The sequence below is a fragment of the Prochlorococcus sp. G4PB17 genome (genome assembly GCF_059772445.1).
The window spans coordinates 695,509-719,529 of the sequence record NZ_CM186288.1 but is presented as its reverse complement, the minus strand read 5'-3'; the positions used below and the strand labels follow the sequence as shown (position 1 = coordinate 719,529).

At 33.9% G+C, this 24,021-nt stretch carries 29 protein-coding genes; 15 read left to right on the top strand and 14 right to left on the bottom strand.

Annotated elements, in window-relative coordinates; all coding sequences use genetic code 11:
• Positions 1-310: 310 nt before the first annotated feature.
• Positions 311-1,618 carry a protein arginine N-methyltransferase gene (locus tag AC6EJB_RS04540; RefSeq protein WP_498492522.1) on the top strand — a complete coding sequence of 436 codons (1,308 nt, stop codon included), beginning with the start codon at positions 311-313 and terminating at the stop codon, positions 1,616-1,618.
• Between the two features lie 10 nt (positions 1,619-1,628).
• The gene (locus tag AC6EJB_RS04535; RefSeq protein WP_498492521.1) at positions 1,629-3,098 is read left to right on the top strand and encodes a tetratricopeptide repeat protein; all 1,470 of its coding nucleotides are present in this window, start codon (positions 1,629-1,631) and stop codon (positions 3,096-3,098) included.
• Between the two features lie 205 nt (positions 3,099-3,303).
• Here AC6EJB_RS04535 and AC6EJB_RS04530 read toward each other — a convergent pair whose 3' ends face one another.
• On the bottom strand, positions 3,304-3,441 hold the full coding sequence (locus tag AC6EJB_RS04530; protein ID WP_498492520.1) for a hypothetical protein: 138 nt from the start codon (positions 3,439-3,441) through the stop codon (positions 3,304-3,306).
• A gap of 192 nt (positions 3,442-3,633) precedes the next feature.
• Complete coding sequence (psbA, locus tag AC6EJB_RS04525; protein WP_011294225.1) at positions 3,634-4,716, bottom strand: photosystem II q(b) protein; 1,083 nt, start codon at positions 4,714-4,716, stop codon at positions 3,634-3,636.
• Between the two features lie 496 nt (positions 4,717-5,212).
• On the opposite strand from psbA, the gene AC6EJB_RS04520 reads away from it, so the two are divergent.
• The 3 genes from AC6EJB_RS04520 (at position 5,213) to AC6EJB_RS04510 (ending at position 6,665) form a co-directional block, all read left to right on the top strand.
• The gene (locus AC6EJB_RS04520; RefSeq protein WP_498492519.1) at positions 5,213-5,380 is read left to right on the top strand and encodes a hypothetical protein; all 168 of its coding nucleotides are present in this window, start codon (positions 5,213-5,215) and stop codon (positions 5,378-5,380) included.
• 22 nt (positions 5,381-5,402) lie between these two features.
• Entirely contained in the window at positions 5,403-5,891 is a 489-nt protein-coding gene (locus tag AC6EJB_RS04515; RefSeq protein ID WP_498492518.1) for a transglutaminase-like domain-containing protein, read from the top strand.
• A 180-nt stretch (positions 5,892-6,071) separates the two neighbouring features.
• On the top strand, positions 6,072-6,665 hold the full coding sequence (locus AC6EJB_RS04510) for a hypothetical protein (RefSeq protein WP_498492517.1): 594 nt from the start codon (positions 6,072-6,074) through the stop codon (positions 6,663-6,665).
• Positions 6,666-6,672: 7 nt separating this feature from the next.
• Here AC6EJB_RS04510 and AC6EJB_RS04505 read toward each other — a convergent pair whose 3' ends face one another.
• From AC6EJB_RS04505 to AC6EJB_RS04480, 6 genes are all read right to left on the bottom strand, one after another.
• On the bottom strand, positions 6,673-7,575 hold the full coding sequence (locus AC6EJB_RS04505) for an oxidoreductase (protein ID WP_498492516.1): 903 nt from the start codon (positions 7,573-7,575) through the stop codon (positions 6,673-6,675).
• 95 nt (positions 7,576-7,670) lie between these two features.
• Positions 7,671-8,786 (bottom strand): FAD-binding domain-containing protein, encoded by a 1,116-nt coding sequence (locus tag AC6EJB_RS04500; protein WP_498492515.1) that lies wholly within the window; start codon positions 8,784-8,786, stop codon positions 7,671-7,673.
• Between the two features lie 14 nt (positions 8,787-8,800).
• The gene (locus AC6EJB_RS04495; protein WP_498492965.1) at positions 8,801-9,244 is read right to left on the bottom strand and encodes a peroxiredoxin; all 444 of its coding nucleotides are present in this window, start codon (positions 9,242-9,244) and stop codon (positions 8,801-8,803) included.
• Positions 9,245-9,374: 130 nt separating this feature from the next.
• Positions 9,375-10,865 carry a cryptochrome/photolyase family protein gene (locus AC6EJB_RS04490; RefSeq protein ID WP_498492514.1) on the bottom strand — a complete coding sequence of 497 codons (1,491 nt, stop codon included), beginning with the start codon at positions 10,863-10,865 and terminating at the stop codon, positions 9,375-9,377.
• A 100-nt stretch (positions 10,866-10,965) separates the two neighbouring features.
• Positions 10,966-11,097: a DUF2256 domain-containing protein gene (locus tag AC6EJB_RS04485; RefSeq protein WP_498492513.1), complete on the bottom strand. Its 132-nt coding sequence runs from the start codon at positions 11,095-11,097 to the stop codon at positions 10,966-10,968.
• Complete coding sequence (locus AC6EJB_RS04480) at positions 11,094-11,339, bottom strand: TIGR03643 family protein (RefSeq protein ID WP_498492964.1); 246 nt, start codon at positions 11,337-11,339, stop codon at positions 11,094-11,096. Before AC6EJB_RS04480 ends, AC6EJB_RS04485 begins: the two co-directional genes overlap by 4 nt.
• 475 nt (positions 11,340-11,814) lie before the next feature.
• Here AC6EJB_RS04480 and AC6EJB_RS04475 point away from each other — a divergent pair, with 475 nt between their 5' ends.
• Complete coding sequence (locus AC6EJB_RS04475; RefSeq protein ID WP_498492512.1) at positions 11,815-12,879, top strand: chlorophyll a/b binding light-harvesting protein; 1,065 nt, start codon at positions 11,815-11,817, stop codon at positions 12,877-12,879.
• Positions 12,880-13,131: 252 nt separating this feature from the next.
• Positions 13,132-14,220, top strand: a complete 1,089-nt coding sequence (locus AC6EJB_RS04470) for a chlorophyll a/b binding light-harvesting protein (protein WP_498492511.1) — start codon at positions 13,132-13,134, stop codon at positions 14,218-14,220.
• Between the two features lie 88 nt (positions 14,221-14,308).
• Here the strand turns inward: AC6EJB_RS04470 and AC6EJB_RS04465 are convergent, their stop codons facing one another.
• Both AC6EJB_RS04465 and AC6EJB_RS04460 read right to left on the bottom strand, forming a co-directional pair.
• Positions 14,309-14,515 (bottom strand): hypothetical protein, encoded by a 207-nt coding sequence (locus AC6EJB_RS04465; protein WP_498492510.1) that lies wholly within the window; start codon positions 14,513-14,515, stop codon positions 14,309-14,311.
• 115 nt (positions 14,516-14,630) lie between these two features.
• Positions 14,631-14,825, bottom strand: a complete 195-nt coding sequence (locus AC6EJB_RS04460) for an LPXTG cell wall anchor domain-containing protein (RefSeq protein WP_498492509.1) — start codon at positions 14,823-14,825, stop codon at positions 14,631-14,633.
• A gap of 177 nt (positions 14,826-15,002) precedes the next feature.
• On the opposite strand from AC6EJB_RS04460, the gene AC6EJB_RS04455 reads away from it, so the two are divergent.
• The 3 genes from AC6EJB_RS04455 to AC6EJB_RS04445 all read left to right on the top strand — a co-directional run bounded on the left by AC6EJB_RS04455 (position 15,003) and on the right by AC6EJB_RS04445 (position 18,654).
• Positions 15,003-16,049, top strand: a complete 1,047-nt coding sequence (locus tag AC6EJB_RS04455; protein ID WP_498492508.1) for a chlorophyll a/b binding light-harvesting protein — start codon at positions 15,003-15,005, stop codon at positions 16,047-16,049.
• Positions 16,050-16,306: 257 nt separating this feature from the next.
• Entirely contained in the window at positions 16,307-17,419 is a 1,113-nt protein-coding gene (locus tag AC6EJB_RS04450; RefSeq protein WP_498492507.1) for a chlorophyll a/b binding light-harvesting protein, read from the top strand.
• Positions 17,420-17,598: 179 nt separating this feature from the next.
• Positions 17,599-18,654, top strand: a complete 1,056-nt coding sequence (locus tag AC6EJB_RS04445; protein ID WP_498492506.1) for a chlorophyll a/b binding light-harvesting protein — start codon at positions 17,599-17,601, stop codon at positions 18,652-18,654.
• An 82-nt stretch (positions 18,655-18,736) separates the two neighbouring features.
• Here AC6EJB_RS04445 and AC6EJB_RS04440 read toward each other — a convergent pair whose 3' ends face one another.
• Complete coding sequence (locus tag AC6EJB_RS04440) at positions 18,737-19,432, bottom strand: hypothetical protein (protein WP_498492505.1); 696 nt, start codon at positions 19,430-19,432, stop codon at positions 18,737-18,739.
• A gap of 128 nt (positions 19,433-19,560) precedes the next feature.
• Between AC6EJB_RS04440 and AC6EJB_RS04435 the strand changes: the two genes are divergently transcribed.
• A complete protein-coding gene (locus AC6EJB_RS04435) occupies positions 19,561-19,962 on the top strand; it encodes a thiol-disulfide oxidoreductase DCC family protein (protein WP_498492504.1) in 402 nt (133 codons plus the stop codon).
• 67 nt (positions 19,963-20,029) lie between these two features.
• Here the strand turns inward: AC6EJB_RS04435 and AC6EJB_RS04430 are convergent, their stop codons facing one another.
• Positions 20,030-20,371 (bottom strand): phenylpyruvate tautomerase MIF-related protein, encoded by a 342-nt coding sequence (locus AC6EJB_RS04430; protein WP_498492503.1) that lies wholly within the window; start codon positions 20,369-20,371, stop codon positions 20,030-20,032.
• Between the two features lie 205 nt (positions 20,372-20,576).
• Here AC6EJB_RS04430 and AC6EJB_RS04425 point away from each other — a divergent pair, with 205 nt between their 5' ends.
• From AC6EJB_RS04425 to AC6EJB_RS04415, 3 genes are all read left to right on the top strand, one after another.
• Complete coding sequence (locus tag AC6EJB_RS04425) at positions 20,577-20,756, top strand: hypothetical protein (protein WP_498492502.1); 180 nt, start codon at positions 20,577-20,579, stop codon at positions 20,754-20,756.
• Positions 20,757-20,859: 103 nt separating this feature from the next.
• Positions 20,860-21,426, top strand: coding sequence for a pentapeptide repeat-containing protein (locus tag AC6EJB_RS04420; RefSeq protein ID WP_498492501.1), 567 nt, complete (start codon positions 20,860-20,862; stop codon positions 21,424-21,426).
• A 71-nt stretch (positions 21,427-21,497) separates the two neighbouring features.
• Positions 21,498-21,761, top strand: a complete 264-nt coding sequence (locus AC6EJB_RS04415) for a hypothetical protein (protein WP_498492500.1) — start codon at positions 21,498-21,500, stop codon at positions 21,759-21,761.
• Between the two features lie 247 nt (positions 21,762-22,008).
• On the opposite strand, the gene AC6EJB_RS04410 is transcribed toward AC6EJB_RS04415, so the two are convergent.
• Entirely contained in the window at positions 22,009-22,371 is a 363-nt protein-coding gene (locus AC6EJB_RS04410) for a hypothetical protein (RefSeq protein WP_498492499.1), read from the bottom strand.
• Positions 22,372-22,673: 302 nt separating this feature from the next.
• Positions 22,674-23,516, bottom strand: a complete 843-nt coding sequence (locus AC6EJB_RS04405) for a PfkB family carbohydrate kinase (RefSeq protein ID WP_498492498.1) — start codon at positions 23,514-23,516, stop codon at positions 22,674-22,676.
• Between the two features lie 133 nt (positions 23,517-23,649).
• Here AC6EJB_RS04405 and AC6EJB_RS04400 point away from each other — a divergent pair, with 133 nt between their 5' ends.
• Positions 23,650-24,018 carry a DUF2834 domain-containing protein gene (locus AC6EJB_RS04400; RefSeq protein WP_498492497.1) on the top strand — a complete coding sequence of 123 codons (369 nt, stop codon included), beginning with the start codon at positions 23,650-23,652 and terminating at the stop codon, positions 24,016-24,018.
• Positions 24,019-24,021 lie beyond the last annotated feature (3 nt).

The following is a 24,021-nucleotide window of genomic DNA, read 5'->3' as shown; positions in this document are numbered from 1 at the left end:
TAAACACGTTACCTAAGCAGATGTTTGGCATTAAGGTTTTAGGATAGTTCTTTAAATAATATGTCTTTCTAATGACAATGTTTTTCTATTTTCTAGATTTTTAGAAAAAATCTCAGAATCTACTAAGTGTAAAGAGAGGGAGGTTTACCAGTCGGAGGTTTTTAGAGTTTTTTTATCGATTAAAAAGCCATTCATGTGAATTTAACTTTTTAGAGTGATTCCTGACAATAAGCTTGTCTTAATGACTGCCAGGTCAATATTATTCAAAAAGTAGTAAAGTTTCCTTTATAAGGTACTAGCTATGGAAAGGATGGAGAAAACTGGCGCAAAACAACAAGGAATGAATCAAATTAATAAAGTAAATACATTCTTGGTTCCATCTGCTGTAGAAGAAATTAATAATAATACTATTATCTCAAATATTCCCTCAGAATTATCCAAAGATCAAATTATTAATCAAGCATTAAGGTCTCATTCTCAAGGAAATATTTCTGAAGCATCAAAATATTATCAACATTTTATCAATCAAGGATTCAGTGATCACAGGATTTTTTGTAATTATGGAGCAATTTTAAAAAGTCTTGGCAAGTTACAGAAAGCTGAAAAATTAATTCGCAAGGCCATCAAACTAAAGCCTGATTTTGCAAGTGCTTATTATAACCTAGGTAATATATTAAAAGATATTGGTAATTTTAAAGACGCAGAGATAGCCCATCGTAAAGCTATTGAAATTAACCCTAACTATGCAAATTCATACTGTAATTTAGGCAATATATTAAAAAATCTTGACCAATTTAACGATGCAGAGAAATGTTACCTTAGAGCAATAGAACTTAAACCTGACTTTGTAGATGCTGCCTGGAACTTATACTTATTATCAAATAATATTAACCAAGCAGAGGAGAGATTGAAGCAATGTTTAATAATCGATAAGAGCTATATAAAAGCTGAACTTCATCTTAGCGCACTTAAATTATATCAAGGTGACAAATCAATATTTAAAAAGTTATTAGATTCGAATTATTCAGATCATCCTATTATTAGAACTATTAAATGGGCTTTAAGTTTTCCTAAACTACCAAAAATCTTTTTTCAACGCCGCTCTTTTTATGATGCATTGATTGATCAAAGTATAAAAGAAAGACCTTTTTATGAGTTTGGAGTTTATAAAGGTTATTCTTTTAAATATTTAATTAAAACCTTCAAAAAAGGGTATGGTTTTGATACATTTGAAGGCTTACCAGAAAAATGGAACGATTTCGAAAAGGGCGCATTTTCGACAAAAGGAATCATTCCAAAAATTGATGGCGGAATATTCATCTCAGGTCTATTTGAAAATACTCTACCAAAGTTCTTCTCTGAATCTCGACCAGTAGCATCAATTATTAATTTTGATGCTGATCTCTATTCTTCTACTCTTTGCGCATTGAATTATTCTAAATCAATTATAGATAAAGATACTATTTTAATATTTGATGAATTTATTATTCACCCTAATTGGGAAAAAGATGAATATAAAGCCTTGAATAAATTTTGCGCAGAAAATAATTTAAGTTATGAAGTTTTGGGTGTTTCTTATATCACTTATCAAACAGCAGTTAAACTAATAGGTATTTAATTTATAAAAAATGAAAGATAGTAATAATCAATTCCCTAAAATAAAAACATACCCAATTCAACTGTCTTCAAAAGAAATTAAGAAAAATAATTTTAATTATAATATAAAATCTAAACTTTCTAAAGAGCAAATCCTTAATCAAGCCTTTAATTTTCACTCAGAAGGAAATATACCAGAAGCAATAAAATTCTATAAGCTTTATCTCTCTAAAGGTTTTATAGATCATAGGGCCTTTTCTAATTATGGAGTAATTTTAAAAGGTTTAGGTCAATTAAAAGAAGCAGAGTTACTACTACTAAAGGCAACAGAATATAGGCCTGATTTTGCAGATGGTCACTCGAATTTGGGTAATATATATAGAGATCTTGGTAAATTAGATGAGGCTGAATTATCACTACGTAAAGCAATTGATCTAAAATCTGATTTACCAGATATTCATTATAATCTAGGTAATATATTAAAGGATCTTGGGAAATTAAAAGAAGCTGAAGTCTCTACACGTAAAGCAATTGAACTTAATCCTGATTTTGCATTAGCTCATTACAATCTTGGTTCTATATTAAATGATCTCAGTCAATTTAACGAAGCAGTGAAAGAATGGATGAAATCAATTGAATTAGACCCTAACTTAACAAGTGCTTTTGAGCAATTAGGTAGACGTTTTTATCTTGATAAAAAATATGATTTAGCAATAAAATATCTCCGTCGAGATAACTCTGATAACTGTCAAAGTTTATATCTTGGTTGTTTGTTATGTCTTGATAAAAAAAGAGAGTTTGAGCAGAAATATAAAGAGCTTTCTTCAAGGAAAATCTGTAATGCTGATATGAGTGGCATTATTGAACACTCCAAAATTATTTATGAAAATAATTTTGATTCGTATTTTTGCAATGATGCAATTCAGTATGTAATGGTAGAGAAAATAAATGAAGTCTTATTTAACGAGAAAGATTTCAACCAACTCATTTCCTATATAAAAAGTGATGAATTATTAACTAAACCTCAACCACTTATTCATCAAGCCTCGCAAAGTACAGGGAACTTATTTTTATTAGACTATCCATTTATTAAGTCACTAAAAAATGCCCTGGAAGTTTCTATTGAACTTTACAAAGAGAGATTTAAAAATAACGAAGAAGGTTTCATCAAAAATTGGCCTACAAATTATACTCTTCGATCATGGATACTTTCTATGAAAACTGGAGGTTTTATAAAACCTCATAATCATAGATATGGATGGATTACAGGAAGTTTTTACCTTAATGTTCCCAAAAGTAATATCAATGATAATTCGGGAAATATTTCTTTTAGCTATCAAGGTCCTGAATATCCGACAAAAGGAAAAAAATTCAATTCAACAATTAAAAAAATAGAAACCAGAGATATTTGTATATTCCCTTCATCTTTATTCCATCATACTATTCCGTTTAAAAGTTCAGAAGAGCGGATATGTTTAGTCTTTGATTTAGCAAAAAAATAAAAGAAATCATTCTTGATTTTATAAGTTATCAACTAATCAGCTGAATATTTAACTAAATTATATTTTTATTCTTGTACTTCTGCTTAAATATATAAAGTTTAACTAATTCCTCTATAAAATAAAAAAAGCTGCAAAAATGCAGCTTTTTTTGACTTGTAAATTTGTAAAATTAAATCTAATCAAATCAAAATCATTAGACTTTATTTTAACCAAAAAGAGCTGAAGCCACACCAGCGACGGCAATTACTATTCCACCCCATTTTATGACAGGCTGACCCTTGTCATAGGTATTTGAGACAAGAATTGCAGCGAGAAGGATCTCAACAAGGTTCTCATTAATCATGAGTCGAAGTCATAAAGTATTGTTTGTTACTGTTTCTAGCTTATCTTTTGTCTATGGGCAACAAATATTAAGTATAAAATTGAGTTCATAAGATCTATAGATGGAAAATATTCCTTTTAAGCTAAGGGGAAAAACAAAAAAGCAAAAAAAAAGCCCTCAAGAAGAGGGCTTTAAAAAAATCAAGTTAAAGACTTAACCGATTGCAGGTGCAACAAGAGCTACAGAAGTAGACTCAGCAGCTGCTAGGTCAAGTGGGAAGTTGTGAGCATTACGCTCGTGCATTACTTCCATTCCAAGGTTTGCACGGTTAAGTACGTCACCCCAGGTTGGTACAACCTTTCCTGAAGTATCAACTACAGATTGGTTGAAGTTGAAGCCGTTCAAGTTGAACGCCATGGTGCAGATGCCCATAGATGTCAACCAAACACAAATTACTGGCCATGAAGCCAAGAAGAAGTGAAGGCTACGGCTGTTGTTGAAGCTTGCATATTGGAAGATCAAACGACCGAAGTAGCCATGAGCTGCAACGATGTTGTATGTCTCTTCTTCTTGTCCAAACTTGTAACCGTAGTTCTGTGAATCAAGTCCTGTGGTCTCACGGATAAGTGATGAAGTAACCAAAGAACCGTGCATTGCAGAGAACAAAGCACCACCGAACATACCTGCTACACCAGCCATATGGAATGGGTGCATCAAGATGTTGTGCTCAGCCTGGAAAACGAACATGAAGTTGAATGTTCCAGAGATTCCTAGAGGCATACCATCAGAGAATGAACCCTGACCGAATGGGTAAACAAGGAATACAGCGAAAGCTGCTGATACAGGAGCTGAGTAAGCAACACAGATCCATGGGCGCATACCTAAACGGTATGAAAGCTCCCACTGACGTCCCATGTATGCAGAGATACCAATAAGGAAGTGGAAGATTACAAGCTGGTAAGGGCCACCGTTATATAGCCACTCATCAAGAGTTGCTGCTTCCCAGATTGGGTAGAAGTGAAGGCCGATAGCGTTACTTGAAGGAACAACAGCACCAGAAATGATGTTGTTTCCATACATAAATGAACCAGCTACTGGCTCACGGATACCGTCGATATCAACTGGAGGAGCAGCGATAAATGCAACGATAAAACAAGTTGTTGCCGCAAGAAGACAAGGGATCATCAATACACCGAACCAACCGACATAGATACGGTTGTTGGTAGAAGTAACCCACTCGCAGAATTGTGGCCAACCTTTGAGCAACGAAGAACGCTGCTGCTGAATGGTGGTCATGAATAAGAACGTTTAGTTTTGCCTAAAGGCAATAAATAAGATCAGAATAAACCTGACACTCAAAATTTAGCTTGTTAATGAGATATCTTGGATCGGTTAACTCGCCATAATTTGGTAAATAGAAATTAGTAAATCTTTTGTTGAGAATAAAAATTTCTTATTCGATTAGTTATTAGACGATTCTAGTAATTTTTGATAAGAATCAATGATCATAAAAAATCAAATCAATTGGATTAAGCTTTTAATCTTTTATTTGTTTGAGTTTTTTACTTATTTGATTTATGGAACTGTTAACATGAAAAGTTGTTGCTTAAATTTGGTTTAGTCTGATTGATTTTGAATCAAGCATTGCATACTATTTAATTAATCCATTTTTATAAGTGTATTTAAATATACTTTTATCTCTTAAAATAATTATTAATGTTTTCTTGTATTTTTAGCTACCTGGTTAATCGTTAATTTGATTCATATTCTAATTAGTTAGTTCGAGGTTGATATGTTTAATGATTATCAGCCTAAAAAGGGATATGATGAATATTTTTCTTCTGATGGCTTTTTGCCAAGAACATCCCTAGAGCCTTTACTTTCTTCCTTAGGTGAAATGGGATTAGACCAGTTGAATACTAGCCATGAAATTGCAAGGAAACTTCTACTTAGGCATTGAGCAATTTTTCGTTTAAACGATTGTGGTAATAAAGGATCTGAGAGGATGGTTACCTAATGGACAGCATGATCTTGCAGCCATCAAAATCGCCCAAGAGGCTTTAGCAGGAATAAATAATAATGTTTTGGATTTTTTATATCAATTAATTGAATTAATTAAAGATAGAGTTAAATATCCGCCAAGACATCTTGGACCTGCATGGACTTCAAGAAGGACTCTTAGCGAGAGAGTTGGTTCTTGTAGAGATTTAGCAATATTGTTAATGGAAACTTGTAGATGTGTTGGTATACCAAGTCGTTTTGTTAGCGAATATCAATTTATGGACCAACCTACTGATAAATATGAACTTCATTCATGGACAGAGGTTTTTATCCCTGTTTTTGGATGGAGAGGTTTTGATCCAAGTGGATGTGGGCTTATTAAGCATAATTATGTTGCTTTGGCTTCTTCTTCTAAATCTGAACTAGTAGCACCAGTAAGAGGGAGTTGCGTTGGACCCTCTAATTTATAAAGTGAATTAAAATAGAATATCGAGATTAATTGAATTGAGAATATGTTTACTATTTAAACTATTTCTACTAGTTAAAATAGTAAACATATTCATGGTTCGAAAAGAATGTTTTTTTCTTATATATAATATTGTTATTATTAAAGAAATGACTATAGTTAGCCAAGTCAGGTTTCTGATTAAATGACTAAAAGTCAATTTAATATAAAGATCTCAAAAGACTTATTGATTAAAGTTAAGCGGCAGGCAATGATGTCTGGTAAAAGTCTAACTGAACATATTACCGATTTAATTAGTAATTCCCTATCTAATAGTGACATCCAAAATAATCATTTAGATTCTGTTGATAAAATTAAGCAATTGGAAGAAAGGCTATTGTCTCTAGAATCAATAGTAAGGAATAGGGAATACGTAAGTGAAAAGTTAAAACCATTTACTAATTTAGAAGCCCTTAATTGTACAAAATTCATGAGAGGTGTCTTTTATAAAGAATTAGAAAAACGAAATTTTGATAATAAATCTCAGGCGTTTGAGGATTTTCTTCAGTCTGTAAATGTTTTTGAAGAATTAAATAAGTCTATTTCTGATCGATTGAAAGAAATAATGCTTAGCGAGGATCCCTCTCCTTGGACTGGAAAAGAACTTAATGAATTAACTGGTGAGGATAAATGTAATTGTTCAATTCGAAAAGGCTTAATTGATTGGACTGGGAAAACAGAATGTCCTTCACAACAAGAGATATGTGATAAAGGAGAAGAATTACTTCCTTTGTTTTGACAGAATATCAAACATTTTTTATCAGCTTTTCGCTTATCTCCCACAATTTTTTTCTTGACGTCTGATTTAATGCTCTTGGAGCATTTCTACATATTTTTGGGAAACCTCGAAAGTTAAACTTAGGCCCGTATTGTTCACCTCCTTTAGCGCTAGCTGAAGTAGCAGCAGTTATTTGAGGCAAAGCACCCATTTTTGCGCTTTGAAACATGGGATCCATCAATTTATAAGCAAGTTCTTCTTGCCATGATTGATTTGCCTCAACTGACTTTGGCTGTAAATTTGTACGTGCAAATCCTGGATGGGCAAGTAGTGAAGATGTTTGTGAATTCCTTTCTTTAAGTATTGAATTCAGTTCCAAACCAAACATTACATTTGCAAGCTTGCTCTGTGCATAAGAAGCCCAACGATCATATTTAAGATTTCCTTGTAGATCGTCCCATTTAATTCTTCCAAAATATTGGACTCCCGAGGTTACAGTGACAACCCTTGAATTATTTTTTTCTTCAAGCATGGGTAATAATTCCAACGTTAAACTCATGTGAGCAAGATGATTAACAGCAAATTGTATTTCGTAGCCCTGTTTGCTATAAGTCTTTGGAGGAGCCATTATTCCAGCATTGTTTATTAAAACATCTAGGTAATTAAAATTATTTTTTATAAAAGCAGAAACTTTTTCAACATTTTCTAAATCAGATAAATCTAATTCAACTAGCTCAATCTTCCCAGAAAAATTAAATTTCAAAAGTTCTTTTTTTGCTTTCTCTCCTTTGGATATGTCTCTACAACACATGATTACTGTTCCCCCCTTTTCTAAAAGGAATTTTGATGTTTCATAACCAAGACCGCTATTTGCTCCTGTGATTAAGAATATTTTGCCCACTTGTCTCTTGATTTCACTTAATCTAACCATGATTGTTTAGGAACAATATCTACTATAAGTACGATTTTATTTATTTGTGGTAAATGAGGTTTATTATATTTGCATTAATTTAATATGATATGATTTTAAATGTTATTAAGTCTACAAAATGAAGTTTTAAATTTATAAAATCCTGAATTTGCATAATTCCAATATGTAAGATCTTCCTCTCTAAATATGTAATTAACAATAGTTTGATTTTTATTAGCAAATTTATTTATTGAATCAAGATTATGTCCAACTCCTGGATATATAACATCGATATACCTTTGATCAAACAATAATATTTCTAATTCATTTGATTTGATTACTTCTGAGTTTGGGATTAATTTATTTATCTTGTAAATTAAATCTTCTTTGAATTGCCTTACTTTTTGACTTGGTTTAAGCCTATCATTAATTAATAAAGTATTCAATATATAAACTTTTGAGTATGAATTAAATAGCTTATATCTATTAATAATATACATATCATTATCAAACATTATTAGGATATTGCTTTTGGGGTAATTTCTTTGAACTGGCAATTTGTTTGGATGATGATGAGTATTTTTGATGATATTTATTTTTTTCGATATGTTGATAGGAGTCTTTCTGAATCGATCAACTGTATATTTGTCAATGTTTTCTTTAGATGCTAGATAAGGCTTTTTATTTGTGTGCAAGCCAGCCACCCATCTCCAGCTGAGAGTGTTTGATGAAGCATCCCCATCAAGAAGATTACTCATGAAAAACCTTGCCCCTAGTTGCCATGGAAGTCCCAGCGTGAAAATCCAAATACTTGCAAACCACATCCTTGCGTGATTGTGTAAATAATTATTTTCTCTAAGCTCCTCTATCCATTTATCAAAACAATCTATACCTGTCTTACCATCTATCGCAAAACTAATTAAGTTAGAATTGGTTGAAGTTTCTTTAAAATTTATATAATCAAACCATATTGATTGGTGATTTTCAAGGTAACCCTTCCAATAGATTCTCCAGAGTATTTCATCAGTGTACTTTTTTGTCTTATCAAATTTTTTTAATTTTTTAATTATGTCGTATTCGTAAAGGATTCTATGAGATGTGTATTTAGAAATTAGAGAAACATTAGTTCTGTTTTCGATTCCGTAATCGTAATTTCTTAGTTTGTGGTATGAAGCAAGGTTATTAATAATAAAATTGTCTAATATATTATTAGCCTCTTTAAAAATATTCATTTTTTATTGTTTTCTCATTGGATTTTCTTTAATGCTTTTATAGCCTCTTTTATATGTGCTGGACCATTTAAAAGGTCTTCAAATATGTGTTTAATTACTCCTTTGGAATTTATTATATAGGTTACTCTTCCTTCAATCAATCCTAGTTTTTTTGGCACTCCAAATTGCTTTCTAAGAATGTTATTTTCGTCGCAAAGTAATGGATACTGAAGTTTATTTTTATTTGCAAACCCAAGATGACTTTGGCTGCTACCATTACTTATTCCCCACACTTCAGCCCCTAAAATTTTAAAAAGATCATATTTGTCGCGAAAGCCACAAGCTTCGATGGTGCAACCTGGGGTATCGTCTTTTGGATAAAAAAACAAAACCAGAGACTTGTTTAGTTTATTTGGTGTTCTGATAATTCCATTTTGATCTTTCAAAGAAAAAAGTGGAATCTTATCACCAATTTTCAGCTTCACTCTGTCAAATAAAAAATTGATTATAATAAAATCTTTTGTTTTTGAGAGCTCTACTTTGGCGTAAAAACAACACCTAGGCAAAAATAATAGGAATTGATTCTTCTCATTATCTAGTTTTTAGTTGTTAAGTTAGTTTAGAAATAAACTCATTAGCCTTACGTCTGTGATTCATTTTTTTATTAGCATCCATTTTTTCTAGATTTCTTAATATCATAGATAATCGGAATTGATCCTTGAACTTATTTTTATAGTCATCAATAAATGTCCAAAAAAGACTATCCCAAGTTGAGCACCAATCATCAGATTTATAGTTAGACATTTTTCGAATATAATTAGATCCTGAAATATATGGTTTAGTTGTAAATAGTCCTCCATCTGAAAATTGACTCATTCCATAAACATTTGGAACCATAACCCAATCATATGAATCTATGAATAATTCCATAAACCATTTATATACTTGATTTGGATGGAATCTGCATAAAAGCATTAAATTTCCAACTATCATTAATCTTTCTATATGATGCGCATATCCGGTTTCTAGAATATTTTTTATTGAGTTATCTAGAGGCCTTATTCCTGTTTGACCAGTGTAAAAACTCGATGGTATTGGTTTATCCTCAAAATTCCAGAAGTTTCCATTTCTGAGCTCTAAGCTATTTCGTTTATACATTAATAGGATAAATTCACGCCAGCCAATAATTTGTCTAATAAAGCCTTCGTAGGAATTTATACTAATATTATTTGATTTATAAAAATCCCAAGATTTATCTATTACTTGTTTTGGAGTGAGCAAACCTGAATTAATTAATGGAGAAAGAACACTATGCCAAAGTGTCCTTTGATTTGAATGTATTACATCTTCATAATCGCCAAATAAATTAAATCTTTCAACAAAGAAATTTTCTAACCATTCTTCAGAATCTTCATGAGAAATTGGATAATTAAATTTTTCCGTGCTTCCAAAATAGTCCTTATAATTATTAGCAACTTCTTTCTTAGCTTTATCTATGAAATTGTTTGCTTTTAAAGTTGGGAGTCTTGGAATTTTAATTGAATTTGGAAGCTTCTTTCTATTCATTTTGTCATAACTCCAACTGCCCCCAGTTGGGGAACCATCTTTTTCAATAAGAATATTTAGCTTTTGTCTTTGTAACTTATAGAATTTCTGCATTCCATGAATTTTCTTTTGATTGAGGATTTCATCAGATATATCTTTACAAGTGATAAACATATCATTTTTTCTTATTTCCAACTTTATATTATTTCTCAAGGAGAAATCATTAATTCTATTTTTTAGAGACCAATCAAATGCTTCATATGTAATAAAATAATTAAAACCTTTTTCTGCAAGGGATTTGAGATTGTCTTCAGTTTTTGTTTCTCTTTTATGCTTTATATAAATCACATTAAAGCCACGACTTTTTAGATCTTCTTCGTAAGAATCCATTGTTGCTTTGTGAAAAATTATTTTTTGACGATGAAATTTTTGTCGCCATTGAGAATCACAACCAAAAAATAAGCTGTCTTGTATTAATGCAATATGTCTGACATCAGAAAATTGTTTTTTTATTTTGAATAATTGATTTGGAAAAATCAGGAATATTTTTCTCATCTTACTTTACTAATAAATTTGTTACTTCTCAGAAAACCCTTAAGAAGTAAATTTAAAATAACTGGAATCTTTTTAAAGTGCGAAAAATTAATCAATATAATTATTTTTGATTTTTTCTTCTTCTACATCTTTCTGAGCAGTAAATGACATTTTCCCAATCTTTAGCCCATTTCTTTCTCCATTGAAAATCTCTTAGGCAAGTTGGACAATTTTTTATTAATTTGATTTTCACTTTTGGTTTGGTGACTTGAACCTTGTTATCTGATCAGAGAATCCATGCTTTGATTTCCTTCCAGAAACTCTTTTTCTCCACATTTTAAAAGAAGATGTTTTTAAATTTGAGCGCATTAACTTAATAACTTCTTTCTCTTTGAGGTTGAATTGAAATTCGATAGCTTCAAAAGGTGTTCTGTCCTCCCAGGCCATTTCGACAATGCGATCAATCTCATTAGATTTTAGATTTTTTGGTATGATATTTAAAATTTTTTTTATTATTTTAACTGTAATTTCTATCGCTGTATGTACGTTAATCCCTAATATTTATTGGGATTTATGAAAAGACATTTTCAATCAATTTGTTTTGGATGCATTAAAAGAATTATTTGTTCTCGCACTTAGGATTGATTTTTGTTATGACAGATTTGTTGATGGGAATTGAAGTCGAAGTTTTTTTTCTGTCAACACTGGAAGAGCGCTTGCGCTCTTCCAGTAATTAAAGACTTAAGATTGTACTTAAGCAGAACTTATCTTTTTTCATTGTTTAAAATGTAAAACTTATCCAATCTATGTTTTTGTATTTTTAACTACTAATCTGATTGTTAAGTTTTACTTATGCCCACGTATAAAATGATATTAAATTATTAATCATAGGCTTTTTCTTTTGGTTTTATATAGTTAAAAAGTCTACTAACTTGTAATCTATAAAATATATATACCCCCCTAATTTCATATGCAAACCTATGGAAATCCAGATGTCACCTACGGGTGGTGGGCTGGTAATTCTAGGGTTACTAACCGTGCTGGAAAGTTTATTGCAGCTCATGCAGGTCATACTGGCCTGATTTCATTTGCGGCGGGAGCTAGCACTCTTTGGGAGTTGGCCAGGTTTGATCCTTCTATCGCTATGGGGCATCAAAGTTCTATCTTTCTTGCTCATCTTGCATCTATTGGAATTGGATTTGATGATGCAGGCGTTTGGACTGGAGCTAATGTTGCTTCAGTAGCAATAGTTCATATTATTGCTTCGCTTGTATATGCAGGTGGAGCTCTTTCTCACTCTCTTCTCTTTGATGGAGATTTGGCTGATGGGCCAGGACCTACTACACAAAAATTCAAGCTTGAATGGGACAATCCTGATAACTTGACATTCATTCTTGGTCACCATCTTATTTTCTTTGGTGTTGCCTGTATTGCTTTTGTTGAATGGGCAAGAGTTCACGGAATTTACGACCCTGCCATAGGAGCAGTTCGACAAGTTGAGTACAACCTTAATTTGACCAATATATGGAATCATCAGTTTGATTTCTTGGCCATTGATAATCTTGAAGATGTTTTGGGAGGCCATGCTTTCCTAGCATTTGTTGAAATTACAGGGGGCGCATTCCATATAGCTACAAAACAGGTTGGGGAATACACAGAATTCAAAGGTAAGAATATCCTTTCTGCTGAAGCTGTACTCTCTTTCTCTTTGGCCGGTATTGGTTGGATGGCTATAGTCGCAGCTTTCTGGTGCGCAACCAATACAACTGTTTATCCCGAGGCTTGGTATGGAGAGCCTTTGGCTTTGAAGTTTGGTATATCTCCCTATTGGATTGACACGGTAGATGTAAGTGATAGCACTGCATTTGCTGGTCACACCACACGAGCTGCATTAACTAATGTCCATTATTATTTTGGATTTTTCTTTTTACAAGGTCATTTGTGGCATGCAATCCGAGCATTAGGCTTTGACTTCAGGAGAGTTACAAATGCTGTTGCGAGCTTGGATACCGCAAAAGTTACGCTTAACGGCTAATTCATTTAATTAACCGATACTTCACATAAAGCCTCGTAATTTTTACGGGGCTTTTATTTGTTTAAAAAATTGATTTACCTAACAAAGATTCTCCAATCCAATTTTTAGGTGCTTTTTAAGGAAAAACAATGAATAATCAAAGCTTGATTATTCATTGTTTTTGTTCATTAAATAAAGACCTTTTACGATTTCAAGCAAATTTATTGCACTAAATGTAAGGTAGGTCGAATTTCGACTTCAATTTCCTCAACTATGCAGACCTACGGAAACCCAGACGTCACCTACGGGTGGTGGGTTGGTAATTCTGTCGTAACAAATAAGTCAAGCCGATTTATCGGCTCGCATGTTGCTCATACAGGATTGATTTGTTTCGCAGCGGGTGCAAACACACTTTGGGAGCTCGCTAGATACAACCCAGATATACCAATGGGTCATCAAGGAATGGTTAGCATTCCGCATCTTGCTTCTATTGGTATTGGTTTTGATCCAACTGGAACAGTGTTCGATGGAACATCAATTGCTTTTATTGGTGTATTCCATTTAATTTGCTCAATGGTTTATGCAGGGGCTGGGCTTTTGCATTCACTTCTTTTTAGTGAAGACACTCAAAATAGTTCAGGTTTGTGGGCAGATGATCGTCCTGAGCATCGCCAGGCATCCAGATACAAACTTGAATGGGATAACCCAGATAATCAAACTTTTATTCTTGGGCATCATTTGATTTTCTTTGGTGTTGCATGTATTTGGTTTGTTGAATGGGCAAGGATTCACGGAATTTATGACCCAGTCTTAGGGGCTGTTCGACAAGTTGAGTACAACCTCAATTTGACTAATATATGGAATCATCAGTTTGATTTCTTGTCTATTGACAGTCTTGAGGATGTAATGGGAGGTCATGCTTTCCTAGCATTTGTTGAAATCACAGGTGGTGCTTTCCATATCGCTACTAAGCAGGTTGGAGAATACACAGAATTCAAAGGAAAGAATATTCTTTCTGCTGAAGCAGTTCTCTCATGGTCTCTTGCTGGTATTGGTTGGATGGCAATTATTGCCGCTTTCTGGTGCGCAACCAATACAACTGTTTACCCTGAGGCTTGGTATGGAGAAACATTAGCCCTTAAGTTTGGGATCTCTCCGTATTGGATTGATACTGCTGACATGACTGGTGTTGTTAGTGGCCATACTTCAAGAGCATGGCTTGCAAATGTGCATTACTATCTTGGTTTCTTCTTTATTCAAGGACACCTATGGCATGCAATACGTGCTTTAGGATTTGATTTTAAAAAGGTTACTGATGCGATTAGTAATCTTGATGGAGCAAGAGTTACTCTTACTGATTGATTATCTGAGTCTTTCAGCATAAAAAAAGAGTCTCGTTTTTTGACGAGACTCTTTTTTATGAAAAAAATTAAAGGGGGCTGAACTTTATTTAGTTTTTGTAGTTTTCAGGCTTAGCCCAAGGATCGATTCTTTTTGAATCATCAGAATAGTAGAAGAATTGAGACGCTCCAAAGACTGCTCCAAGTCCACAAAGAGCTGCGACTATATTAAATCCACCGGATGGTTTGATTAAACCAATATCTGATGGGTGTGGAAGTTGAGTGGCAAAATCAAGAAGGTGAGAAAAATCAATCATTGAGTAAAAAAATTGTTTTTATAGTTAACCCAGGTGGCCACTATGCCAAACCCGTGTTTGAGGATATTACATTAATTTGAGAACCAACAATGAAAAACAAATTTTTCTTAGTCATTTAAAACCCTTTTGGACGAGATTTTTTCTCTGCGGGGAAATCATTATTAGCGTTATCTTTGAACTTGGACTTTTTTTTAAGAAGATAAAAAACTATTGCTAATAGTGAAACGCCAAGCAGAACAAACCAAATTATTGTCGCAAAATACGGAAGTCCATGTAGGTCTTGTAATTCAAGTTGTAAAGCAGATTTCATTTTTTATATTTAAATTTTTCTTGAGTATTTCCATGAAAACCTAGTTTAGTTGGGGTTTAAGCGAATTTGAAGAAAAAAAACTTTACTACTTCTTTATACGCCTTATGAATATTGGTAGTTTTTGAATTCACCTGCCTGTAAGGTGTGATCACCGTATTACGCCAAAATTCTTAAATCATGCAGACCTACGGAAACCCGGATGTCACCTATGGTTGGTGGGCTGGAAATGCTGGGGTTACAAACAAATCAGGTAAATTCATTGCTGCGCACATTGCTCATACTGGCTTAATAGCCTTTGCAGCAGGTGGAAGTACCCTTTGGGAACTTGCAAGATACAATCCTGATATTCCAATGGGACATCAGAGTTCTATCTTTCTTGCTCATTTAGCTTCAATTGGTATCGGCTTTGATGAAGCTGGTGCTTGGACAGGAGCAGGTGTCGCTTCCATAGCCATCGTGCATTTGGTTCTATCAATGGTTTATGGAGCCGGTGGCTTATTGCATTCAGTGCTATTCGTAGGCGATATGCAAGATTCCGAGGTTCCTCAAGCTAGAAAGTTTAAGCTTGAATGGGATAACCCAGATAATCAGACTTTTATACTTGGTCACCATTTACTTTTCTTTGGTGTTGCATGTATTTGGTTCGTTGAATGGGCCAGAATTCATGGAATTTATGACCCAGCATTAGGAGCTGTTCGACAAGTTGAGTACAACCTTAACCTGACCAATATTTGGAATCATCAATTTGATTTCTTGGCTATCGATAGCCTTGAAGATGTTCTAGGTGGCCATGCTTTCTTGGCTTTCTTAGAAATCACTGGTGGTGCTTTCCATATCGCTACCAAGCAAGTTGGAGAATATACAAAGTTCAAAGGAGCGGGTCTTCTTTCTGCTGAAGCAATTCTTTCTTTCTCCTGCGCAGGACTTGGTTGGATGGCAGTTGTTGCAGCTTTCTGGTGTGCACAGAACACTACTGTTTACCCAGAAGCTTGGTACGGGGAAGCATTGATCTTGAAGTTTGGTATTGCACCTTATTGGATAGATAGTGTTGATCTTTCAGGAGGTCCAGCTTTCTTTGGTCATACCACTAGAGCTGCTCTAGCAAATGTTCATTATTACTTTGGATTTTTCTTCCTTCAAGGTCATTTGTGGCATGCTTTAAGAGCAATGGGATTTGATTTTAAGAAAGTGCTAAAAGAGCCTCTTCCTGCTCAGCTTTACTGATTGTCTTAAAAAAATTGATTTTATAAAGAGAGGATTTAATCCTCTCTTTTTTTTTGTTTCTTTTTTTGTATAAAAATTTTTTTCTTTTGGTGTATTTAATTCTTGAGAAGCATTGATTTGATAAAGCTAATAAGAATTGACGTCCCTTTTATATCTGGAAAAAAGAATTTCAAACATAACGACCTTTAACTATTCTGCACATATCAATTGAACAGAGTGTAATCTGCACCCATATTTCCCTGATTCGCTTAGAAATTATGCAGAGCTATGGAAATCCAGACGTTACTTACGAGTGGTGGGCTGGTAATTCTGTGGTCACAAGTCGTTCTGGTCGATTTATCGCCTCCCATATTGGGCATACAGGCTTGATCGCATTCGCGGCTGGAGGAAGTACCCTTTGGGAACTTGCTCGCTACAACCCAGAAATCCCTATGGGGCATCAAAGCTCCTTATTCTTGGGGCATCTTGCCGCCTTTGGCATAGGTTTTGACGAGGCTGGAGCTTGGACTGGTGTTGGTGTTGCAGCCGTAGCCATTGTTCACTTGGTTTTGTCAATGGTTTACGGGGGTGGTGCTTTATTGCATGCAGTTTATTTTGAGGCTGATGTTGCAGACAGCGAAGTTCCAAGAGCTAGAAAGTTTAAATTGGAATGGAATAATCCAGATAATCAGACGTTTATCCTGGGCCATCATTTATTTTTCTTTGGAATGGCTTGTATAGCCTTTGTTGAATGGGCAAGAATTCATGGCATATATGATCCAGCTATTGGTGCAGTAAGACAGGTTAATTACAATCTAGATTTGACGATGATATGGAGTCGTCAATTTGATTTCATCGGAATTGATAGTCTCGAAGATGTAATGGGTGGCCATGCATTTCTTGCTTTTGCAGAATTGACCGGCGCAACTATTCATATGGTTGCAGGTTCAACTCAATGGGAAGACAAGAGACTTGGTGAATGGAGTAAGTACAAAGGAGCTGAATTGCTATCCGCTGAGGCTGTTCTTTCATGGTCTCTTGCCGGTATTGGTTGGATGGCAATTGTTGCAGCTTTCTGGGCTGCTACCAATACAACCGTTTATCCAATTGAGTGGTTTGGTGAGCCTTTGAAGTTACAGTTCTCAGTTGCACCTTATTGGATAGATACAGCTGATAGCACTGGCATAACAGCTTTCTTTGGTCATACAACGAGAGCTGCTTTAGTTAATGTTCATTATTACTTTGGATTTTTCTTCTTACAGGGTCATTTCTGGCATGCTTTACGTGCTTTAGGATTCGACTTTAAGAAGGTTTCCGAAGCAATTGGTAATACTGAAGGCGCAACAGTCAGGGTTGAAGGCGCTGGATTCAATGGAAGAGCTCCAAGATAGATTAAAAAAAAAACAAAAATATCCCTCCCTTTAGGAGGGTATTTTTTTGCCTTTTTTTCTTGTAAAAAGAGATTATTTTGTAAAAAATGAGAGAGACCTATAAAGACCTCTAACTATTCTGGTAAAAACAATTCTAAAAAGTGTAAGGTACCCAAAATTTCGACTTTAATTCCTTAATTATGCAGACCTACGGAAACCCAGACGTCACCTACGGGTGGTGGGTTGGCAATTCTGTGGTGACCAATCGCGCTGGTCGATTCATCGGGTCACATATCGGACACACAGGCCTAATTTGCTTTGCAGCAGGTGGAAGTACCCTGTGGGAGCTTGCGCGTTACAACCCAGAAATACCAATGGGACATCAAAGTTCCATTTTTCTTGCACATCTTGCCTCTCTTGGACTTGGCTTTGATGAAGCTGGAGTCTGGACTGGAGCTGGCGTAGCAACAATTGCTATCTTCCATTTGATTTTCTCAGCTGTATATGGAACTGCTGGATTAGCTCATTCACTCTTATTTGATCCGGACCTGAAAGATGGTCCCATCCCTACCACTAGGAAATTCAAATTAGAGTGGGACAACCCAGATAATTTGACTTTCATTCTTGGACATCATTTGATTTTCTTTGGTGTTGCAAATATTTGGTTCGTAGAGTGGGCAAGATGGCATGGAATTTATGACCCAGCCATAGGTGAAATCAGAACAATCTTCCCTGGATATGGTGATTTTGGAATGGTTTACGGGCATCAGTTCGACTTCCTAACCATTGACAGTCTTGAAGAAGTAATGAGCGGACATGCATTTTTAGCATTTGTTCAAATAAGTGGTGGTGCCTGGCACATAGCTACAAAACAACTAGGCGAATACACTGAATTCAAAGGTAAAGGATTGCTTTCAGCAGAAGCAGTTCTTTCATGGTCTCTTGCTGGTATTGGCTGGATGGCAATTGTTGCTGCATTCTGGTGTGCACAAAATACAACTGTTTATCCAATTGATTGGTATGGAGAGCCTTTGGCTTTGAAATTTGGAATTTCTCCTTATTGGGTAGACACAGGGGATGTCTCAGATAGCACTGCGTTTTTAGGCCATACAACTAGAGCAGCATTGTCAAATGTTCATTATTACTTTGGGTTTTTCTTTATTCAAGGTCACATTTGGCATGCTCTTAGAGCCATGGGCTTTGACTTCCGTCGTGTGGTTGGATCAGTAGCTTCTCTCGCAACAACTGAGAGTTAGTAGATTCAATCTCAAATTTCAATCAAAAAGCCTCATCAAATTTGATGAGGCTTTTTATTGGAAAAAAATATTTAATTAAAAATTACTCCGTTTTTATATCAATATTCTTTTCATAAATTGAATCTTCAGAAGGTTTCTCTATTTCGCTGGTTGGGAAGATCTCAGGTTCAGTAATTACTTCAGGTTCAGAGATAGCTTCAGTCTCAGGGGTTACTTCAGGCTCAGAGATAGCTTCAGTCTCAGGGGTTACTTCAGGCTCAGAGATAGCTTCAGTCTCAGGGGTTACTTCAGGCTCAGAGATAGCTTCAGTCTCAGGGGTTACTTCAGGCTCAGAGATAGCTTCAGTCTCAGGGGTTACTTCAGGCTCAGAGATAGCTTCAGTCTCAGGGGTTACTTCAGGCTCAGAGATAGCTTCAGTCTCAGGGGTTACTTCAGGCTCAGAGATAGCTTCAGTCTCAGGGGTTACTTCAGGCTCAGGGATTACTTCAGGTTCAGAGATAGCTTCAGGCTCAGCGGTTAATTCAGTTCCCGCGATTGCTCCAGGTTTCGACTCTATTGATTCATCTTTCAGTTGAGTTGGGTCTTGATCTAATTTTGCTTGAATTAGTTCTTTAATTACCAAAAAAAGCTTTTTGAAATTTGAGAAGAGTTCTTTAAAATTTTCGTATATTTCTTTGAGAATGGTTTTAATCTCTTGAGCTTTCTCCCCTTTGTTGAAGAAAAGTAAGGCGGAAACAAGTAAAACTGAGAATAATATGAAAATAAATAGTGGACCCATTTTTTTTATCAGTTAGATATCATTAAGATCGCTCTTATTTTTGATGCTAACAAGTGTTTATTTACATTGACCAACGAATATAGCTTTTCCTTCTTAAATTTAAACCCTTATAGGTATTGAAATTTTTTATGAATACGGTCAAACTCACTATTTTTTTTGATGGGGAATGCCCCTTATGTAAAAGAGAGGTTGATTTTTTGGAATCAAGAAATCAAAAGGGATATCTAAGATTTATTGACATTAATAGTTCTGATTTTTATTTAGATTTTAAATACGGTTTTAATTATAAACAGGCGATGGAGAGAATCCATGCTTTAAAAAGTGATGGTTCATTAATTAAGGATATTAAAGTTTTTCAAGAGGCTTATAGTTTGATTGGTTTAGGTTGGATTTATGCTCCTACAAAAATCCCTATTTTTGATAAATTTATTGAGTCTATTTATGGGATATGGGCAAAATATAGATTAAAACTAACTTTCCGACCTTCTATTGAAAAGTTATGTGCGGAAAAGGGTTGTGAACTCTCTTAGTTATATGAATAGTTAGTTAATTTAATTTAAATATTTTTAGCATTAATTAAAAAAAATAATAAATTTATTATCCAAATGTTGAACCATTGAAACCCCAATTTGAGGCTTTAACGTCGAAAAATTCTATATAGATCCTATTTGTATTTATATTGGTTTTAGATGCAATTAACTCGCACAAAGACTTGCTCATCGAGGAAGGGTTTAGTGAGCCAATTGATTTAACCTTTATAAAACAGCACGGCTCATCGGACCCAGCAAATGTCATCTTGGAATCTCTTTGGATCATCGTCATTACGTAATTTTCAGGTTTTTTGGTTAAATTAGCGACCATTTTTGAAATATCTTTTTGGAGTAAATCTTCATTTTCTACAAAACTTTTGGAGGAAGTGTTGATTTGAATGAATGGCATAAGAGAATCAATTTTTTACAGATTTTAATTCTCTATTGGTAGGTTGATTTTTAAAAACATAGAAAGATTCAAGCACCGTGAATCAAAAGTTATCAATCGAAATATTTTTCAAATCTTAAAAAAATAGAAAGATCACGTTAATTTTTCAGTTAGGGCCTCATTTCTTTTTGTTTTCTAGTAACTTGGTTTGGTCTTTTTCAGAAAAATGAATCAGAATTTACAAGCGATAGCACAAGAAACTGCAGAAGTTAATACTTCAAATGATCAAACCTTTTTACTGGGAGGAGCTTTGCTGATTTTTAATTTATTTGTAATGTTATTTGTGGGCTTTTATTGGATGAATCCTGTTATGCATGAATTTATTTCTGGTAAACCTCTTTTGTAATAGTCTTGAAAGTCCTAATACATTAAATTGTCTTATCAATGTACATATTTCACTTAAAGAAGATGGATAATTGCTTTAAACAGATGGATTTTCATTTTTAATCATGAATTTTGATCGATTTACCTTCAAAATAATCAATTTAGCATTGAGTTTATTAGTTATATTTTTTGGGATAAATCCAGTTTTTGCTGGAGCAAATGTTGCTACAAAAGGAATTGGTGATGAAGTTCCAAGCTATGTCCGCTCTGACATAACTGGTTTTAACTTTCACGGAGAGGATCTGCACTTATCTTCGATAGCAGGTGCAGTAGCAAGGGATGCTGATTTTAGTGATGTTGACCTTCATGGAACAACATTAACTTTGTCAGATTTAAAAGGTTCCAATCTTAATGGGATTGATCTTACAGATACTCTTTCAGATCGAGTTAATTTTCAGAAAACTGATCTTAGAAATGCAGTTTTGGTTAATATGATTGCTTCTGGTAGCAGTTTTGCAGGCGCTAAAATTGATGGAGCTGATTTTACTTTTGCAATTCTTGATAGCGAAGATCAGAGGAACCTTTGTAAAATTGCAGACGGAGTTAATCCAATAACAGGGGTCTCTACAAGGGAAAGTCTTGAATGTGTAGGAGAAAAAGATTCATATAAACCAGCAATGCCAGCAACTTAGTCTTTTGAATATCTAAACTGTTTTGTTATGAAAAATATAAATTAGTTGCAATTCTGTTTTTTTTGGGTTTCTTGAGAAAAGAGACTTATGTTGTTTTGAAATTTTTTTGGCCTCATCGCACTGATCCAAAAGGGTTTTCTATTGAAAATCTTGCTCTTAAATATCAAAAAAAACTTTCTCAGTTATCTTCTGGTGAAATCTCAAATCAAGTATTTAATGACGCCAATTCTAAACCCTTGATGGAGGATAGAGAGAATGAAGTGTTAGCTCATCTTTCTATCAAAAAAGGCCATTGGGCTAATAGAGATTTTTCAGAGTATAAGCAGGCTGCTTAATGTTCAATCTTTTGAGGAACTTTCTTTTTGCGCTGTATGTTTTTGGTAAGAGGAATTGTTGATAAAATAAACGAGATGACAAATAATACAGTAATACTTACAAGGCTCCAAAATGTCAGGTTAGATAATTCCAATTCTCCAAAAGAGACCATTAGGTATAAATACAATTTAAATTAACCAATTTTACAAGTGGATTTTAGCAATAATTTGATTTTATTAATTTCCTTCTTTTAGAGTATTTTAAGGTTTACACATAAATTTTTTTGCCATCATCACTTAGTTTATATATTCCTCCCTTTGGCCCTAAAAATAGCATCTGTCCATTTACCTTTGATTTACCAAACTTGCTTAGTCTTGCCCTATGAATATCTGCTTTTTCTCTTAATTCATTTTCTGAATACCATGTGCCTAAAGGGATATTCTTATAAGGATCAAGTAAAAGAGAATTATTAAATTCCTCAGATATTCTTTTTCTACGAACATTTATATTTTTGAACCTTTGCTTAAATCTCTCTATTAAAGTTTTACGATTGGATAATCCTTTTCTTTTTTTTACGGTTAAAAATATGTACATAGAAATTATTGCTAAAAATATTGGAATTAGTTTCACTACGCTTAATTTACTTCTATTGCAATTAAAGCAACTTAAAAGAAATAAAGCTAGTTAGTTTAAAATCTGAGATTAAATATTTTATTTTAATATTTTATTTTCTTTTTATTATTAAATCGAAACCTAGGTCAGTTTTCTTGGAAAGTATCTCTTTTTTAAAAATACCCTTTTTAAAAAAACTGACAATAATCATTATTGATTCAAGAAAAAGAGTAATTATTGAAAATAAGACGATTATGAAATTATCTATAACTGAATTATTAGTTTCTATTGAAGATTTGTTTATATTTTTTTCTTGCATTTTAGTAAGGTCCGTAATGTGTTGAGCACTCAGCTCCATAATATGCACCTATGTTAATCGCTAGATCTAAATCCAGTTTTGCTGAAAGAGCAGTAGTAACTGCTCCAGCAAAACAGTCGCCACATCCATAGCTATCAATTTCTTTTGAGCTTGGTTTCGTTGATTTATACCTTTGTCTTTTAGGATAAACAATACCCCCTGACTTCCCCTCTGTAGCTATGTATATATTTGGTTTTGGGGATAGCTCTTCGTAATTTATTCTTTCACCAGGATCAAGGCCGCTGCCGATTAAAGCATTTATCTTGACATTTGAAAATGTTAGTGTTTTTTTCCCAGTTCGTGGCGTAGCCGCAAGAAATTTAGCTTTTCTGGCAAGTCTTAAACCTTCTTCATCAGTAGCGGTCACAAAAATACCATCGTAATTTTTCATATCACTCCAAGGGAGATCGTCTGCTGCATTGGGTTGTAATCGTTGTCCAATAACAGTAATTGCTCTCTCACCATCTTTGCTAATTAAGCTAATGCCTTTTCTTGTGGGCTTTTCGCGCCATGCTACTTTTAAATTTAAACCAAGTCTAGTTAGCCTTTCGTAGCATTTTTCACCATAATCATCTTTTCCCAATGATGTTATCAAGTCAACAGGACCATTTGTTATTCTAGCCATTTGCACAGCGGCTACCGCAGCGCCTCCTGCAGCTTCCTCAAAGGAATCTTTTGCATGTGAAATTTGACCAGCCAATGGAAGCTGATCAACTTTTAAGAATGTTACCCATTCAATGTGACCAATAACAGCTAATTTAAGTTTTGGCAGCTTAAATATTTTTCTAGGTGAGTAATTTTGCATTCTTAATAAACGATCTTTCCTTTAATATAGTTTGTTGATTTAATTGGTAAATCTAAAAAGTATTTTATTCATAAAATAAGAAGAATACCAAATTGTTCTGATATATTATTTTGTATTAAATTAAAACTTTACTATGATAAAACAAATTAACTGGTTTAAATGGGCTTACTTGTTATTGGCTTTGCTTGGGGCTATATTGCCCACTCTAGCTAATATCGAATTTGCTAAAAGTTATGGTCCCTCTTTTGACATACAATTATTTATAGAATTAGCTAATAATAATCCAGCTTCTCAGTCCTTATCTAGAGATCTTTTTATTGGCTCTACAGCAATCTTGGTTTGGATAATTTCCGAATCGAATAGATTAGAGATGAAAAATTTATGGATTGTAATCTTAGCTACATTTACAATTGCTTTCGCTTTTTCTGCACCTCTATTTTTATTCTTAAGAGAATTAAGAATTGAAGAATTGAATAGAGATAAAATAAATTTAAATATTTGATAT